Annotated in this window: 14 protein-coding genes and 1 tRNA gene; 7 read left to right on the forward strand and 8 right to left on the reverse strand. The window is 65.1% G+C overall.

What is annotated here, in order from left to right:
• The first annotated feature begins 17 nt into the window (after window positions 1–17).
• Window positions 18–953 (forward strand): aldo/keto reductase, encoded by a 936-nt coding sequence (locus QE394_RS19460; protein ID WP_268157627.1) that lies wholly within the window; start codon window positions 18–20, stop codon window positions 951–953.
• A gap of 20 nt (window positions 954–973) precedes the next feature.
• Here the strand turns inward: QE394_RS19460 and QE394_RS19465 are convergent, their stop codons facing one another.
• Window positions 974–1,237, reverse strand: a complete 264-nt coding sequence (locus QE394_RS19465) for a hypothetical protein (protein WP_015937103.1) — start codon at window positions 1,235–1,237, stop codon at window positions 974–976.
• Between the two features lie 39 nt (window positions 1,238–1,276).
• Here QE394_RS19465 and QE394_RS19470 point away from each other — a divergent pair, with 39 nt between their 5' ends.
• Window positions 1,277–1,510, forward strand: coding sequence for a DUF5703 family protein (locus QE394_RS19470; RefSeq protein ID WP_015937102.1), 234 nt, complete (start codon window positions 1,277–1,279; stop codon window positions 1,508–1,510).
• A gap of 18 nt (window positions 1,511–1,528) precedes the next feature.
• Here the strand turns inward: QE394_RS19470 and QE394_RS19475 are convergent, their stop codons facing one another.
• The gene (locus QE394_RS19475; RefSeq protein WP_261620346.1) at window positions 1,529–2,689 is read right to left on the reverse strand and encodes an acyl-CoA dehydrogenase family protein; all 1,161 of its coding nucleotides are present in this window, start codon (window positions 2,687–2,689) and stop codon (window positions 1,529–1,531) included.
• Window positions 2,690–2,700: 11 nt separating this feature from the next.
• Window positions 2,701–4,005 carry a M20/M25/M40 family metallo-hydrolase gene (locus tag QE394_RS19480; RefSeq protein WP_349035300.1) on the reverse strand — a complete coding sequence of 435 codons (1,305 nt, stop codon included), beginning with the start codon at window positions 4,003–4,005 and terminating at the stop codon, window positions 2,701–2,703.
• 171 nt (window positions 4,006–4,176) lie between these two features.
• Between QE394_RS19480 and QE394_RS19485 the strand changes: the two genes are divergently transcribed.
• Together QE394_RS19485 and uvrA are read left to right on the forward strand one after the other, a co-directional pair.
• Window positions 4,177–4,259, forward strand: a tRNA-Leu gene (locus QE394_RS19485).
• A gap of 317 nt (window positions 4,260–4,576) precedes the next feature.
• The gene (uvrA, locus tag QE394_RS19490) at window positions 4,577–7,108 is read left to right on the forward strand and encodes an excinuclease ABC subunit UvrA (RefSeq protein WP_349035301.1); all 2,532 of its coding nucleotides are present in this window, start codon (window positions 4,577–4,579) and stop codon (window positions 7,106–7,108) included.
• Between the two features lie 3 nt (window positions 7,109–7,111).
• On the opposite strand, the gene QE394_RS19495 is transcribed toward uvrA, so the two are convergent.
• From QE394_RS19495 to QE394_RS19515, 5 genes are all read right to left on the reverse strand, one after another.
• Entirely contained in the window at window positions 7,112–7,924 is an 813-nt protein-coding gene (locus QE394_RS19495; protein ID WP_082497376.1) for an alpha/beta hydrolase, read from the reverse strand.
• Between the two features lie 122 nt (window positions 7,925–8,046).
• Window positions 8,047–8,547, reverse strand: coding sequence for a DUF805 domain-containing protein (locus QE394_RS19500; RefSeq protein ID WP_349035302.1), 501 nt, complete (start codon window positions 8,545–8,547; stop codon window positions 8,047–8,049).
• Between the two features lie 163 nt (window positions 8,548–8,710).
• Window positions 8,711–8,947, reverse strand: a complete 237-nt coding sequence (locus QE394_RS19505; RefSeq protein WP_349035303.1) for a hypothetical protein — start codon at window positions 8,945–8,947, stop codon at window positions 8,711–8,713.
• 57 nt (window positions 8,948–9,004) lie between these two features.
• Window positions 9,005–9,958 (reverse strand): glycosyltransferase family 9 protein, encoded by a 954-nt coding sequence (locus QE394_RS19510; RefSeq protein ID WP_349035442.1) that lies wholly within the window; start codon window positions 9,956–9,958, stop codon window positions 9,005–9,007.
• A 17-nt stretch (window positions 9,959–9,975) separates the two neighbouring features.
• Complete coding sequence (locus tag QE394_RS19515; RefSeq protein ID WP_349035304.1) at window positions 9,976–11,121, reverse strand: glycosyltransferase family 9 protein; 1,146 nt, start codon at window positions 11,119–11,121, stop codon at window positions 9,976–9,978.
• A gap of 206 nt (window positions 11,122–11,327) precedes the next feature.
• On the opposite strand from QE394_RS19515, the gene QE394_RS19520 reads away from it, so the two are divergent.
• From QE394_RS19520 to QE394_RS19530, 3 genes are all read left to right on the forward strand, one after another.
• The gene (locus tag QE394_RS19520; protein WP_015937093.1) at window positions 11,328–11,630 is read left to right on the forward strand and encodes a DUF4193 domain-containing protein; all 303 of its coding nucleotides are present in this window, start codon (window positions 11,328–11,330) and stop codon (window positions 11,628–11,630) included.
• Between the two features lie 150 nt (window positions 11,631–11,780).
• Window positions 11,781–12,521: a M50 family metallopeptidase gene (locus QE394_RS19525; RefSeq protein WP_261620350.1), complete on the forward strand. Its 741-nt coding sequence runs from the start codon at window positions 11,781–11,783 to the stop codon at window positions 12,519–12,521.
• Between the two features lie 9 nt (window positions 12,522–12,530).
• Window positions 12,531–13,616, forward strand: a complete 1,086-nt coding sequence (locus tag QE394_RS19530; RefSeq protein ID WP_349035305.1) for a glutathione S-transferase family protein — start codon at window positions 12,531–12,533, stop codon at window positions 13,614–13,616.
• Window positions 13,617–13,640: the final 24 nt, after the last annotated feature.

Below are 13,640 nucleotides of genomic sequence, written 5' to 3' on the forward strand. Positions count from 1 at the left end.
CCCGTAAGCTTGCTGCTATGCAGCAGCGTTACGTCGGCAACAGTGGATTGCGGGTTTCAGCCTTATCGCTCGGCACCATGACGTGGGGCGGGGAAACCGACGAACAGGACGCCTCGGAGCTGCTGAGGACCTTCCTTAATTCCGGCGGCCGGCACGTGGACACGGCGGCGTCATATGCCGATGGCCGGTCCGAAGCGATGCTGGGTTCGCTGCTGGGCGACGTCGTCTCCCGCACCGGGCTGACCATCTCCACGAAGGCGGGGATGACGACGCCGGATGGCCGGCGCGGCGTCGACACGTCCAGGAATGCGATGCTCACCGGCCTTGACGCGAGCCTTGCCCGGTTGGGAACCGACTACGTGGACATCTGGTTCGCCGAGGCCTGGGACGGCAACGTTCCGCTGGACGAAACCCTTTCCGCCCTGGAGTTTGCTGTCCGCAGCGGCCGCGCCCGGTATGCCGGCATCTCGAACTACACCGGATGGCAGGCGGCGAAGGCAGCAGTCCTGGCGGGCTTCCCCCTCGTGGCGGCGCAGGCTGAATACTCCTTTCTGCACCGCAGTCCCGAGGCTGAACTCATACCGGCCGTGGAGGATGCAGGGATGGGCCTGATGGCCTGCGCACCCCTTGGCCGGGGCGTACTCACCGGAAAATACCGGGGCAGCATTCCGTCGGGTTCACGCGGCGCGTCCGCAAGGGGGTCGGCTTCCGTTGAGCCGTTCCTGGCGGAAAAACCGTCCCGCACCGTGGAAGCAGTGTGCACCGCAGCGAAGGGCCTTGGCCGGACGCCACAGGACGTGGCGCTGGGATGGCTGCTGGCGCAACATGGGGTTGCCACCGCCGTTGTGGGTCCCCGGACGCCTGTCCAGCTCAAGGAAATCCTCGAAGCCCAGCTGTCTCCGCTGCCGCCCGAGATTGCGCGGGCGCTGGAAGACGTGTCCGCCGCGGCATAAGTTGGGGCCGGCGGCCCCGGCTACTCTTCGACGATCTCCAGATCCTCGTCGTCCACGTCGCTGTCTTCGTCTTCGTCGTCCTCGTCGTCGAAGACCTGAAGCGGGGTCACTTCGTTGTAGGCCTCGTAGAGGGCGTCTTCATAAACTTCGAATGCATCTGCCACTGCAAAAAAGGCTGCCTCCACGGAGGGGTCACCGTCTCCGCGGCGGTTCGATGCTGCTATAAGGTGTTCTTCCAAAGCGGTGGTCAGGGACGAAAGCGCGACACGCGGATCGATGCTCATGACTTCACGTTAGCGGGAAAAGGACGAAAATGGAGAGCAATGAAGGAACAATTTCTCACCAGCTCGGTCCAGCGGGAACGGGACTATTTGAGGCAGTACGAGTACCTCGTGCTGACGGTAAGTCCGAACGAGTCCCTGCCTGAGGCGCGCCGCCGCCTGGTGGAACACTCCGAATACGGCAAGTGGGAACTGGAGCGCAGCAAGCTCTACATGGGCGGAGGCCGTCGTTTCTGGCTCCGCCGCCGGGTCATGCAGGTCCAGAGGACCGTCTAAGGCACGGCTCCGCACGGGTTAGCCGTCCAGCGGACCCAACCAGGCGTTTGCCACCGTGTTATGGGCGGATTCGTCGTCGGACGGATGGAACATCCCGGCCAGCACGTCGCGGTAGAGGCGCTCCAGCTCGGACCCGCGGAAGTAGCTGGACCCGCCACTGACCCTGATGGCCAGGTCCACGACGCGCCGGGCGGTTTCCGTGGCGTTCACCTTCAGCCCCACCAGCTTAGGGAACCACTGCGGTCCGTGCTCGGCCAGCGCATCAACATCCTCCGCGACGGATGCCAACTGCGGATACAGGTTATCCATCGCCATGGCGGCGTCCGCCACCTTCCAGCGGATGTCCGGATCCTGCGCGTAGCTGCGGCCGCTGTTCTTGAATGACGTGCGGCGTTTGGCGTTTTCCACGCCGAGGATCAGCGCCCGCTCCCCCAGGCCGGTGTAGACGGCTGCCAGCAGTGTCTCGAAGCAGGCGAAGATGGCGAAGATAAGCGGGTCGGCGTTGGGGCCAACAGGCAGCTTCCGGAAGATTCGGTCCGCCGGGGCTTCCACACCCTCCAGGACGGTGGTGGCGGACTGGCTGGCCCGCATGCCCAGCGTGTCCCAGTCGTCAAGGATGCGGTACCCCTCCGCCTGGCGGGTGATGAAGCCGTGGACCAGCTCTCCCGCGCCGTCCCGGGCAGCTGCGTCCTTGCCGAAGATTCCCAGCCGTGTCCAGGCGGGCGAAAGGCTGGTGAAGATCTTGGTGCCGGTGAACGAGTAGCCCCCGCCGGGCAAGGGAGCAGCCACGGTGCGGGAGTCGAACAGCACCGAGTCATTGCCGGCTTCGGAGTTCCCGAACGCGAAGACCTCGCCCTGGGCTGCCTCTTCCAGGACGAAATCCAGGGAGTTGTCACCGCGGGCTTTCAGGACGTGCGCGACGCCGGTCCACACCAGGTGCATATTTATGGCCAGGGCGGTGGCCGGCGCTGCCGTCGCCAGCCTGCGCTGGCACTGCGCCGCAGCCGCGAGGCCAAGGCCCAGGCCGCCGTCGTCCGCCGGCACGAACAGCTTGAGGTACCCGGCGTCCGCGAGGTCCCGCAGGTCCTCGTGGAAGAAACCGTTGTTCCTGTCATAGTCCGCGGCACGCCCGCGGATCTTTTCCAGGAGCGGATCCGGCAGCACGTCCTCGGGGGTCATGGGATTTCCTGTCAGTAATTGGTGAGCAGGGTGTTCAGGACGCGGGCACCAAACTTCAGCGAATCCGCCGGGACGCGTTCGTCGACGCCGTGGAACATGCCGGTGAAGTCGAGGTCGTCCGGAAGCATCAGGGGCGCGAAGCCGTAGCCGGTGATGCCGAGCCTGCTGAGGGACTTGTTGTCGGTGCCGCCGGAAAGCGTGTAGGGAAGCACCTTGGCGCCTGGATCCTCCGAGTGGAGTGCATCGATCATGGAGTCCACGAGGTTGCCCGCGAACGGGACTTCCAGGGACACGTCGTTGTGGACGTAGCTGACGTCCACGCCGTTGCCCGCAAGTTCCCGGACGATCTCCAGGACCTGCTGCTCCTGGCCCGGCAGGGTCCGGCAGTCAATGAGGGCCTCGGCGGACTCGGGAATGACGTTGTGCTTGTAGCCGCCCTTGAGGAGCGTGGGGTTTGTGGTGTTCTGGAGGGTCGCCCCCACGAAGCGGGCCACAGTGCCCAACTGGTCCAGGAGCCGGTCCGGATTGTCGGCGTCGAAATCGACGCCCGTGAGTTCGGTGACGCCGTCGAGGAACTGGCGGGTGGTGGGCGTCAGTTCGATGGGCCACTTGTATTCGCCGATGCGGGTTACCGCGGCGGCCAGGCGGGTCACCGCGTTGTCCGTGTTGATCTGCGAACCGTGCCCGGCCCGGCCGTGGGCAACGAGCCGGAGCCAGGAGATTCCCTTTTCGGCAGTCTGCAGGAGGTATGTGCGCTGGCCGCCGATGGTTGCCGAGAACCCGCCCACTTCGGAGATGGCCTCCGTGGCACCTTCGAAAAGTTCAGGACGGTTCTCCACGGCGTACCGTGCGCCGAGTGCGCCGCCGGCCTCCTCGTCCGCAAAGAAGGCGAAGATAATGTCCCGCTTGGGCTTCGTGCCTGTACGGGCAAAACTGCGCAGGACGGAGAGGATCATGGCGTCCATGTCCTTCATGTCGACGGCGCCGCGGCCCCAGATCAATCCGTCCTTCAGTTCGGCGCCGAACGGGTCCACGGACCACTGGTCGCGCAGGGCGGGCACCACGTCGAGGTGGCCGTGGACCACGAGGGCGCTGGCTGACGGGTCCTCACCGGCCATCCGCGTGACCACGTTGGCCCGGCCCGGCTCGGATTCGAAGAGTTCGGCATCCAGCCCGACTTCTTCAATGAGCCCTGCAACGTACTCTGCCGCCGCCCGTTCGCCGGGGCCTGAGCCGTCCCCGTAGTTGGACGTGTCAATGCGGATGAGTTCCTGGCAGATCCGGACAACTTCATCCTCGGGCAGGACGTCAGGCATAGGGGCTCCTCGCTGGGTTAATCGGCTGGTTTGCACACGCGATAGCGATGCCCTCAGCCTACCCAGTTGGCCCGATTCGTTGTTCCCGGAAAGTCATGTTAGAGTTTTTCTCGCTGCTTCGGAGAGGCGCGAAACGTTGAAAGACGGAAGACGCTTCCCGGATTACCACCTGCGCGGGTGGCGGAATGGCAGACGCGCTAGCTTGAGGTGCTAGTCCTCGAAAGGGGGTGGGGGTTCAAGTCCCCCTCCGCGCACAAGGGAAAGCCCCGGAAAATCAGTGATTTTCCGGGGCTTTTTTGGTGCCCTGGATTTTTGGCGCACCCAGTTCACGCTGCCGCTTTGGCTGTGAGTTCTGTCATATTAAATCCTGGCTCTCCAAGAGGCGCCCGGCCCGCCCGCGGTGGAATCCCCCGGCCGGGACTGTGACGGACTACGTCCGGGCAACAACCGAGGGTAACCAGACCAGCACGTCACCAACCACTTCTGCGGCCAAGGAGCGGACCTTGCAGACCCCATCAGCTTCCCACTGACAAATAGTCCCGCACGCAGCTTCACCACTAGAGTCAAAACAATGCCGAACGAACAGCACACTGATGATTCTCAGTTGACCACCCCGGCGCACCAGTCCGACGGCTTTGTCCGTGTCCGCGGTGCCCGGGAAAACAACCTCCGCAACGTCAGCGTGGACGTTCCGCGGGATGCCATCGTTGCTTTCACCGGCGTCTCGGGCTCCGGTAAGTCGTCTTTGGCCTTCGGCACGATCTATGCCGAGGCCCAACGCCGCTACTTCGAGTCCGTGGCCCCCTACGCCAGGCGCCTCATCCAACAGGGCCACAATCCGAAGGTGGAGCTGATCAGCGGGCTGCCGCCCGCCGTCGCCCTTCAACAGCGCCGGGGCACAGCGAGCAGCCGCTCCACGGTAGGAACCGTCACCACCCTTTCCAACTCGGTGCGCATGCTCTTTTCCCGGGCAGGCACCTACCCCGAGGGAAGCAGCCAGCTCGACTCGGACTCCTTCTCCCCCAACACGGCCGCAGGTGCCTGCAGGGAATGCCAGGGCCTCGGAGTTGCCCACACGGTGTCCGAACAGTCACTGGTCCCCGATCCGTCCCTCACCATCCGGGAGGGGGCCATTGCCGCCTGGCCCGGAGCGTGGCAGGGAAAGAACCTGCGGGACATCCTGACCCACCTGGGTTACGACGTCGACGTCCCGTGGCGCAAACTGCCCAGGAAGCACCGCGATTGGATTCTCTTTACGGAGGAACAACCGGTGGTGGAGGTAACCCCGCAGCGTGACCGGGTTGCCAAGCCATACAAAGGCCGGTTCTGGAGTGCACGGAGTTACGTGCTCCATACGCTGGCCGACTCGCAAAGCGCCTCCATGCGGGACCGGGTCCTGGCATTCATGGAGTCAGGTCCCTGCCGGCGCTGTTCGGGCACCGGGCTGATTCCCGAGGCACTGGCCGTCACCTTCGCCGGCAGGACCATTGCGGAGTTCAACGCACTCCCGCTGGCAGACCTGGCGGACACAGTCCGTCCAACCAGCGAACTGGCACAGGCCGGCACAGCATCACGCACCCAGCGTTCCGGTGAGTCCAACGAAGTGGCCGTAACCATCACACGGGACCTGCTCCAGCGGATCAACGTCCTCCTGGACCTAGGGCTGGGATACCTGGCCTTGGGCCGGGGAACCCCCACCCTCTCGCCGGGCGAGATGCAGCGGCTCCGGATCGCCACCCAGCTGCGCTCCGGACTGTTCGGAGTGATCTATGTGCTCGACGAACCGTCAGCAGGACTCCATCCCGCAGACGCGGAACCGCTGCTGGAAGTTCTGGAGCAACTGAAGTCCTCCGGCAACTCCGTCTTCGTGGTGGAGCACAACATGGACGTTGTCCGCAGGGCAGACTGGCTGGTGGACGTTGGCCCCCGCGCCGGAGAAGGTGGCGGCGAAGTGCTGTACAGCGGCCCGGTGGAAGGACTGGCCGAGGTTGAAGCATCCGTGACCCGCCCGTTCCTCTTCGATGCGCCACGGCTATCCGCACCCCCTTCTCCGTCCCGTAACGGTGAACCGCGCGAACCGGCCGGGTGGGTGGAGCTGGAAGATGTCCGGCAGCACAACCTGCAAGGGCTGGACGCCCGTTTCCCCCTGGGAGTCCTGACGGCCGTGACCGGCGTGTCAGGCTCCGGCAAGTCCACCCTTGTTGGCCGCGTTCTGGGCGATGTGGTGGCTGCCTCACTCACGACGGACAGAACAGCAGGGGAACGGGACAAGCCGGCGGAGCAGCTTCATGTAGGTGCTGTCCAAGGGAGCAACAACATCGACCGGCTGGTCACGGTGGACCAGAAACCCATCGGCCGGACGCCCCGTTCCAACCTGGCAACCTACACGGGTCTCTTCGACGCTGTCCGCAAAGTGTTTGCCGGTACTGAAGCCGCCAAAGCCAAGGGGTTCGGCGCCGGCAGGTTTTCGTTCAACGTCGCGGGAGGCCGTTGTGAGACGTGCCAGGGCGAGGGCTTTGTGGCGGTGGAGCTCCTGTTCCTCCCGGGGAGCTACGGACCCTGCCCCGAGTGCGAAGGATCCCGCTTCAACCCCGCCACGCTGGAGGTGGAGTACCTCGGCCGGAATGTGGCCGACGTCCTGGGGATGACTGTGGACCTCGCTGCAGAATTCCTGGCAGGGATCCCCGCTGCGGCCCGCAGCCTCAAATGCCTGCAGGATGTGGGGCTGGGCTACCTTCGCTTGGGACAACCGGCCACGGAACTTTCCGGCGGTGAGGCCCAGCGCATCAAACTGGCCACCGAGCTGCAGCGCGCCCAGCGCGGGCACACCCTGTACCTGCTGGACGAACCCACCACGGGCCTCCACCCGGCGGACGTCCAGCTCCTGATTGCCCAGTTGCACGGCCTCGTGGACGCGGGGAACACGGTGGTGGTGGTCGAACATGAGATGTCGGTTGTTGCCGCCGCGGACTGGGTCATTGACCTGGGACCGTCCGGAGGGGACCAGGGCGGGCGGATCATGGCAAGCGGCTCGCCGGAAGACGTGGCGCAGGCCGCAGGGAGCCGCACCGCGCCGTATTTGGCGGCAGCGCTCGGCCGTTAATAACTAGGCGCCGGGTGGGACCGGCCTTTGGCTGACTGAGCGGCCCAGCCACTCGGTAACCAAAGCTTCGAGGAGGTCCGGCTGCTCATGCGGGAGCGCGTGTCCTGCCTGGTCTAGCACGGCGAAAGTGGCCCGGGGGTAGAGCTGAAGGAGGTCCCAGGCACCGGCGTAGCCCACCGCGGCGTCCTGCCGGCCGGCAAGGATGAGCGTAGGACCCACATACGACTGGCTGTCGGGAGCGGTGCCGCGGAACTCCCACTGCCGCGCAATCCGTTCCAGCGCTGCCTCGTCTGCCAGGCCCAGGGAGGGAGCCACCGCTTCCAGGAATCGGTCCAGCGTTGCCTGCGTCTGGACCACAAAGTACTCCCCGAACGATGCGGCCTCTTCGGTGCCCAACAGCTTGTCCGGATCGACGGAAGCAACCAGGACCTTGTGTTCCGGAACGTCCTTGGCGCTCCCGCCCAGTGGACAGACCAGGGCGAGCCCTGCGACCTGCCGCACCCTCTTGCCCGCCATCGCACGGGCAAAGTACGCGCCCGCAGAGTGGCCGATGAGCCGGAAGGGTTCCGGGCCGACGATGGCGTCAACGAAACCAAGCAAAAGGTCGAGCACGTCATCGGCACCCGCAAGCGTTGCGGCCGCCGGCGTGCGGCCCATGCCCGGGAGGTCAGGGTAGATCCTCCGATAGCCGGGCAGCCTGCCGAATATTGGCTCAAAAACGGCTGCCACCTCCCGATGGTCCACGCCGGCGCCGTGCAGGACCAGGACCGGGTCGCCGTCGCCGAATGCCGCGTAATGCACCGGAACACCGCTCACCTCACACTCCACAGCGTCAGCCTAGGCCGCGGCGTGACGCTGCGGAACCCAATGTTTGATGCAAAGCAAAAGGGAGCCCGATCGATATGATCGGGCTCCCTTTCGTCAAGGCCGTGCGGCTATCAGCCCGCGGGCTGGTCGAACCGCTGCCCGGCCGGATTGGACGGCAGGATGGCAATGACGATGAGCGCCAAGGCCCCCAGGAACGGCACCAGGATGATCAGCACCAGCCAGCCGCTGATGTTGACATCGTGCAGGCGGCGGACCAGGAGTGCCAGTGACGGCACGAGCACTGCCAGGCCCCACACGAAGGCAATGATGGAGCCCACCAGGAAACCCGGCCCGGGAACACTGGAACCGTTCGCGGCGACGGTGGCACCTGCTGTGCCGCCGACCTGCATGATGATGTTCAGGACGACGCTGACGGCAAAGCCGATCAGCGCCCACCACCAGTACTCGCTCCGGCTGGCCCGGCCCGAGAAGGTGGCGTACTTCTTGAAGAACCGCTTGGCGGCAATGGGCAGCGTGGCACCGTAGTACGGAGCCCACAGCGGCGGCTCCCCGCCAGGCTGGTAGGACGTTGCCTGTTGCTGCTGCTGGTTTGGGTATTGCGGATAGCTCATTGATTCCCCCCGGAATGGTAGACAGAGTGATGCGAGACCATCGTAGGGCTAAACGGGGCCAAAACTCCGTTCGATGGATAAACTTCACCGGATTACTACGAAGTGTTCTTTCGTGACTCAAGGTGGACTGCGGTGACGTTGATGCCGCAGCCCACAGGGCGCCTCAGTGCGGACGCAGCGTCCTCGTCCGGGAATGTCGCCTGCGGCCCTCCGGGCGGGAACCCGCCGCGACGGGACGGTACTCTACTCTCCGCCTGTGGTCTCCAGCCCGGGTGTCGCGCCGCTCCTGGCGGCGGGCTTTGCGTTCCGGCCGGTCGATGGCGGAGAGGATTACCAGCGTCCCGGCCATCCAGAGGAACGCTGTCAGCAATACCAAGGCAATGCCAATCTCGGTGCCCATGTCTCCATTTTAGGATCGACGCCGCCGCCCGGCGCTTTCCCAATCCACAAATTTTGCTCAAGCCGGGAGCAGACCGAGGCCGCTTACCGCTGACAGGACATCGTCAACCTCTACTCCCAGCAGAGCCGGGTCCGGAACGTCGGAAAAGGTGTCGCCGCGGCGGAGCTTTGCCTTTGTGAGCACAACGTGCGGGCCCGGCGGGGGACCCCAGATTTCCGGTGGCGCCGGGCCGAAGAGCACCACGGAGGGCGTGCCATAGGCCGATGCCAGGTGGGCGGCGCCGGTGTCGGCGGAGATTACGAGCCTGGCGCCGGCAATGATGGCGGCGAACCCGGCCAAACCCAGGCTGCCGGCGAGAACGGATTCCGCCGGGAGACCAGCCAGCCGGCAGACAGCATGGGCGCGGCTTCTTTCCCCCTCCGCACCGGTGAAGACCACGTGGTGACCGGCCTGTGCGAGTTCCGCGGCAACGGCGCCAAACCTCTCGGCCGGCCAGAGCCGGCTGCCATACGCGGCACCAACGTGCACCACCGTTGCTACCGGCACAGGGTTGGGAACCCTCGGATGTTCAAGCCGAAGATCTGTTGGATCGGTTTCGATGCCGTGCCAGGACAGCAGATGTGCCCAGCGTTCGCGCTCATGCAGTTCTGCCCGCCATGGTGGACCATCAAGGTTGCCACTGCGGTAGGCAATGGTTCGCCGGGCCTCCAGCGCCTCGATCCGGGCAGCACTTTCCGGACCGTTTCCGTGGAGGTTCACGGCCACGTCCACCACTCCGGGCCGAAGGGCCAACGGCTCGTCGAGCCCGTGCGTGGGCAGCAGCTCATACCCGCCCACCAGGCCCAGCATCTCGGACAGCCAACCCTGGGCTGCATATCGGAGCCTGTGCTCCGGGTAGGCCCGACGGATGGCCTTCAACGCCGGAACGGCCACCAACAGGTCGCCGAGTTTCAGCGCCCTGAGCACCAGCAATTCGGGCTTGTCGGCTGTTCCGCTGCCCAAAGCGTCCATGGGCACAGCTCCCCCGTTCACGCCGGTGACCTCCTCACGGCTGTGGCCACCAGGTTCCGAACATCCTCGTAGACCTCCCTGACCTCTACCCCGGCGACGATTGAATCGTCGTGCGCACAACGCGGTGCCGTCCAGCCCACCTGCGTTATGTCGATCCCGCAGGTTGGGCACTCCGTGAGCCAGGACATGTGCACACGGTGCATTGCCCTTCCCAGGGCCCCGGCGTTGATGACATTCCCCACCCAGAAAATGCCCACAGTTGGCACACCAAGCGCCTGGGCAAGATGGCGGGGGCCGCTGTCGTTTCCCACCACCACGGAGGCGTCGGCCAGCAGGCCTACCAGTTCGGCCATAGTGAGCTTGCCCGCCAGGGACTCCACGGACTTTGAGGCGGCAGTGCCTGCGATCTGTTTTCCCAGCTCCTGTTCGCTGCCATCGCCGATGACCGCGACGCGGCAGCCGTCCGCGGCGCATGTGCCGGCAAGCTGTGCAAAGCGCTCAACGGGCCAACGACGGCGTGGGTCGGTTGCCCCCGGGTGGATCACCACGAGGGGCGGCGCACCGTCGTCGTTGGCTGCGTGGCGTATCGCCCGCACCTCCGCCGCGGGGACAAGCCTCGCTTCAAGGTCCACAGGCGTGGCGCCGGCGAACCCTGCCACCTCCAGGGCACGCAGGGGTTCATGCTGGTAGTAGATGTAGGGAACGGTCCGCTCCAGGCCCACGGCATCCGACGTCTGGGTGCCGACCGTGTGCCGTGCGCCCAAGCGGAGCAGGAAAGGGTTCGAGTACCGTCCGCCGCCATGAAGCTGTACGGCGAGATCAAAGGGTCGTGCCCGCTGCCGATCGAAAAAACCTTCCAGCTCTGAGTGATCTTCACCACCGGGCCGAACGCCTTCCGCAAACGGCAGCAGGCAGAATTCGTCAACCGGACTTTCCACGGCAGCCAAAAGCGCCTGCTGAACGGGCGTGCCGAGGAGCGTCAGGGCTGCCTCCGGATAGGCCGCTTTAAGCGCCGCCATCGCGGGAATAGCGAAGATCAGGTCACCCAGTCCACCGCCGCGCAGGACGGCAATCCGCGAGATGCCGTCGAATTTCTCCAGGACGGGGCCAACGCCCGTTGCTACCTGGGCGGCACCGCCAAATCCTGCAGTGAGTAGTTCCACGTACGTCCTTTCGGATCCTTTGGACGCACAACTGCCGTTGCGCCCACCGTTTCCGGCGCGGAAACCATCCAGTGGTCATGGCCCGGCCGCCTCATGGAACCTGTACCCAGGCGGCGGTAAATATACTCCCTCTCTTGGGGAATACCCCCTTGATGCTGTACGTTTCATACGCGACAGGCCAACCAAAGAAAAGAGAAGCACCTAAATTGGCAACCGATTATGATGAACTGCGCTCCGACGTCAAGGAGTCGCAGGACAACTCGCTCGAGCAGCTCCAGTCAGCGAATGCTCCCGATGCGCGAAGTGTCGTCCTTGAGCTGGATGAGGCTGATGGGCTCGACAGCGCGGGCGTACCGGGTGGCGAATTCGTTGCCGAAGAGCTCGTGGTGCAGGTCATTCCGCAGGCTGACGACGAATTCACCTGCTACTCCTGCTTCCTGGTCCGGCACCGGTCCCAGATAGCCCGCCAGAAGGATGGTCACAGCTACTGCACCGAGTGCGAAGGCTAGGCACCAGGAACCCTTCGGATCCTCCCCGATCCGGCCGCAACGGAAGGCACGCCACCCGGCGTGCCTTCCGGCTTTAAGGGGACGTCCAGCGTGGCCCGGGAGCGTTGGAGCCATGGACGGCACCCTGATCATGAGACATGGCACGCCCGGATGAACGGCCCCGCCGACCTGTGGCAGGTCCTGTTGGCATCCTTCACCCGCACGGCACCGCCCCTCATCACCTTGACCGAACTTGTGCTGGCGCTAATGGCCGCGACTGCGCTGTCCGTACCGCGGCGCTCCTGGAAGTACTTTGGTCTCCTGACCACGGCCACGCATGAGCTCGGCCATGCTTTTGCTGCCGTCACCAGCGGACAGCGGCTCTCCGGCATCCACTTGCGGCTCGATCATTCCGGCACTACCACCACTTACAGCCGCAGCAGGCTCGCCACTGTGTGGTCATGCTTCTGGGGGTATCCTGTTCCGGCGGTGGCCGGCGCCGTGTTGGTGGTGTGCGGATTCAGGGGCTGGGGTCCGGCCGCCATCGCCGCGGGAGGCCTTGCCCTGGTGGCCACCCTGCTGTTCCTGCGCAACCTTGCCGGATTCCTCATCACGGTGGCAGCGATTTGCGCTGCACTGGCCATGATCCTCGTTGTTCCCAGGGAATTCACTGGCCACGTCGCCGTGATCCTGGGGCTGGCCTTGCTGGTTGGGGCGGTGAGGGACCTCATCAAACTAGCCCATGTACACCTCCGCAGGCGGAGCCAGCTTGCGACCTCGGACGCCTACCTGCTGTACAGGGCCACCCATGTTCCCTCGGGCGTATGGATTGTCCTTTTTTCGGCTATTGTGGCCGGCTCGTGGATCGTCGCGTTGCAGCCTGTCACCGCAGTCCTGTCTGCTGGCGCATAGGCTGGGCAGATGAGCCACGACACTGAGAGCACCCCGACGGCCGGCGGAACCGGGGAGCACAGCACCCGGGGCGCCTACGTTACCGGCGGCCACGAATTTAAGCGGGACACCAACTACATTGAGGACCGGGTGACCCGGGATGGCAGGCCCGGGGACCACGGCGAGCCAGGCTGGCCCGCCGAAGCGGGACGCTACCGGCTGGTTGCAGCGCGGGCGTGCCCCTGGGCCAACCGGACAGTCATCGTGCGCAGGCTGCTGGGCCTCGAGGAAGCAATCTCCCTTGGGCAGCCCGGACCAACGCATGATGCCCGGTCCTGGACATTCGACCTTGATCCCGGGGGAAAGGATCCGGTCCTGGGCATCGAGCGGTTGCAGGAAGCCTACTTCAGGCGTTTTCCTGACTACCCGCGGGGCATCACCGTTCCTGCCCTGGTGGACGTGCCCACCGGCGCTGTCGTGACAAACAACTTCCCCCAAATCACGCTGGATTTCTCTACGGAGTGGACTGAATTCCACCGGCCGGGCGCCCCTGACCTTTATCCGGAACGGTTGCGGGACGAAATCGATGAGGTGAACAAGCGGGTGTTCACCGAAGTGAACAACGGCGTGTACCGGTGCGGGTTTGCAGGATCCCAGGACGCGTACCTGGCCGCCTACGACCGGCTCTGGACAGCCCTGGACTGGCTGGAGGACCGCCTCACCGCCCGGCGTTACCTGGTTGGTGACACCATCACGGAGGCGGATGTCCGCCTGTTCACGACGCTGGCACGCTTTGACGCGGTCTACCACGGCCACTTCAAATGCAACCGGCAAAAGCTTAGCGAAATGCCGGCCCTGTGGGCCTATGCCCGCGACCTCTTCCAAACTCCCGGTTTCGGCGACACCACAGACTTCGTGCAGATCAAGCAGCACTATTACATCGTTCACGAGGACATCAATCCCACCGGCATCGTTCCGGCCGGGCCGGATCTGTCCGGGTGGCTCGAAGCGCACGGCCGGGAAGCCCTCGGCGGCCGGCCTTTCGGGGACGGAACGCCACCAGGGCCAGTCAGGAAGGGCGAGGAAATATCCCCGGGGCACGGAGCGGCACACTAGGCGGAAAGCGGTTTCCTCTAAAAT

It is taken from the genome of Pseudarthrobacter sp. SORGH_AS 212, assembly GCF_030818145.1.
In the GTDB taxonomy this organism is placed as follows: domain Bacteria; phylum Actinomycetota; class Actinomycetes; order Actinomycetales; family Micrococcaceae; genus Arthrobacter.

Excerpts from the sequence above, each read along its gene's own strand:
- QE394_RS19480 (WP_349035300.1), bottom strand. The coding sequence starts at position 4,005 with ATGCCTGACGTCCTGCCCGAGGATGAAGTTGTCCGGATCTGCCAGGAA.
- QE394_RS19500 (WP_349035302.1), bottom strand. The coding sequence starts at position 8,547 with ATGAGCTATCCGCAATACCCAAACCAGCAGCAGCAACAGGCAACGTCC.
- QE394_RS19510 (WP_349035442.1), bottom strand. The coding sequence starts at position 9,958 with ATGGACGCTTTGGGCAGCGGAACAGCCGACAAGCCCGAATTGCTGGTG.
- QE394_RS19470 (WP_015937102.1), top strand. The coding sequence starts at position 1,277 with ATGAAGGAACAATTTCTCACCAGCTCGGTCCAGCGGGAACGGGACTAT.
- QE394_RS19525 (WP_261620350.1), top strand. The coding sequence starts at position 11,781 with ATGAACGGCCCCGCCGACCTGTGGCAGGTCCTGTTGGCATCCTTCACC.
- uvrA (WP_349035301.1), top strand. The coding sequence starts at position 4,577 with ATGCCGAACGAACAGCACACTGATGATTCTCAGTTGACCACCCCGGCG.
- QE394_RS19475 (WP_261620346.1), bottom strand. The coding sequence starts at position 2,689 with ATGACCCCCGAGGACGTGCTGCCGGATCCGCTCCTGGAAAAGATCCGC.
- QE394_RS19460 (WP_268157627.1), top strand. The coding sequence starts at position 18 with ATGCAGCAGCGTTACGTCGGCAACAGTGGATTGCGGGTTTCAGCCTTA.
- QE394_RS19530 (WP_349035305.1), top strand. The coding sequence starts at position 12,531 with ATGAGCCACGACACTGAGAGCACCCCGACGGCCGGCGGAACCGGGGAG.
- QE394_RS19465 (WP_015937103.1), bottom strand. The coding sequence starts at position 1,237 with ATGAGCATCGATCCGCGTGTCGCGCTTTCGTCCCTGACCACCGCTTTG.
- QE394_RS19505 (WP_349035303.1), bottom strand. The coding sequence starts at position 8,947 with ATGGGCACCGAGATTGGCATTGCCTTGGTATTGCTGACAGCGTTCCTC.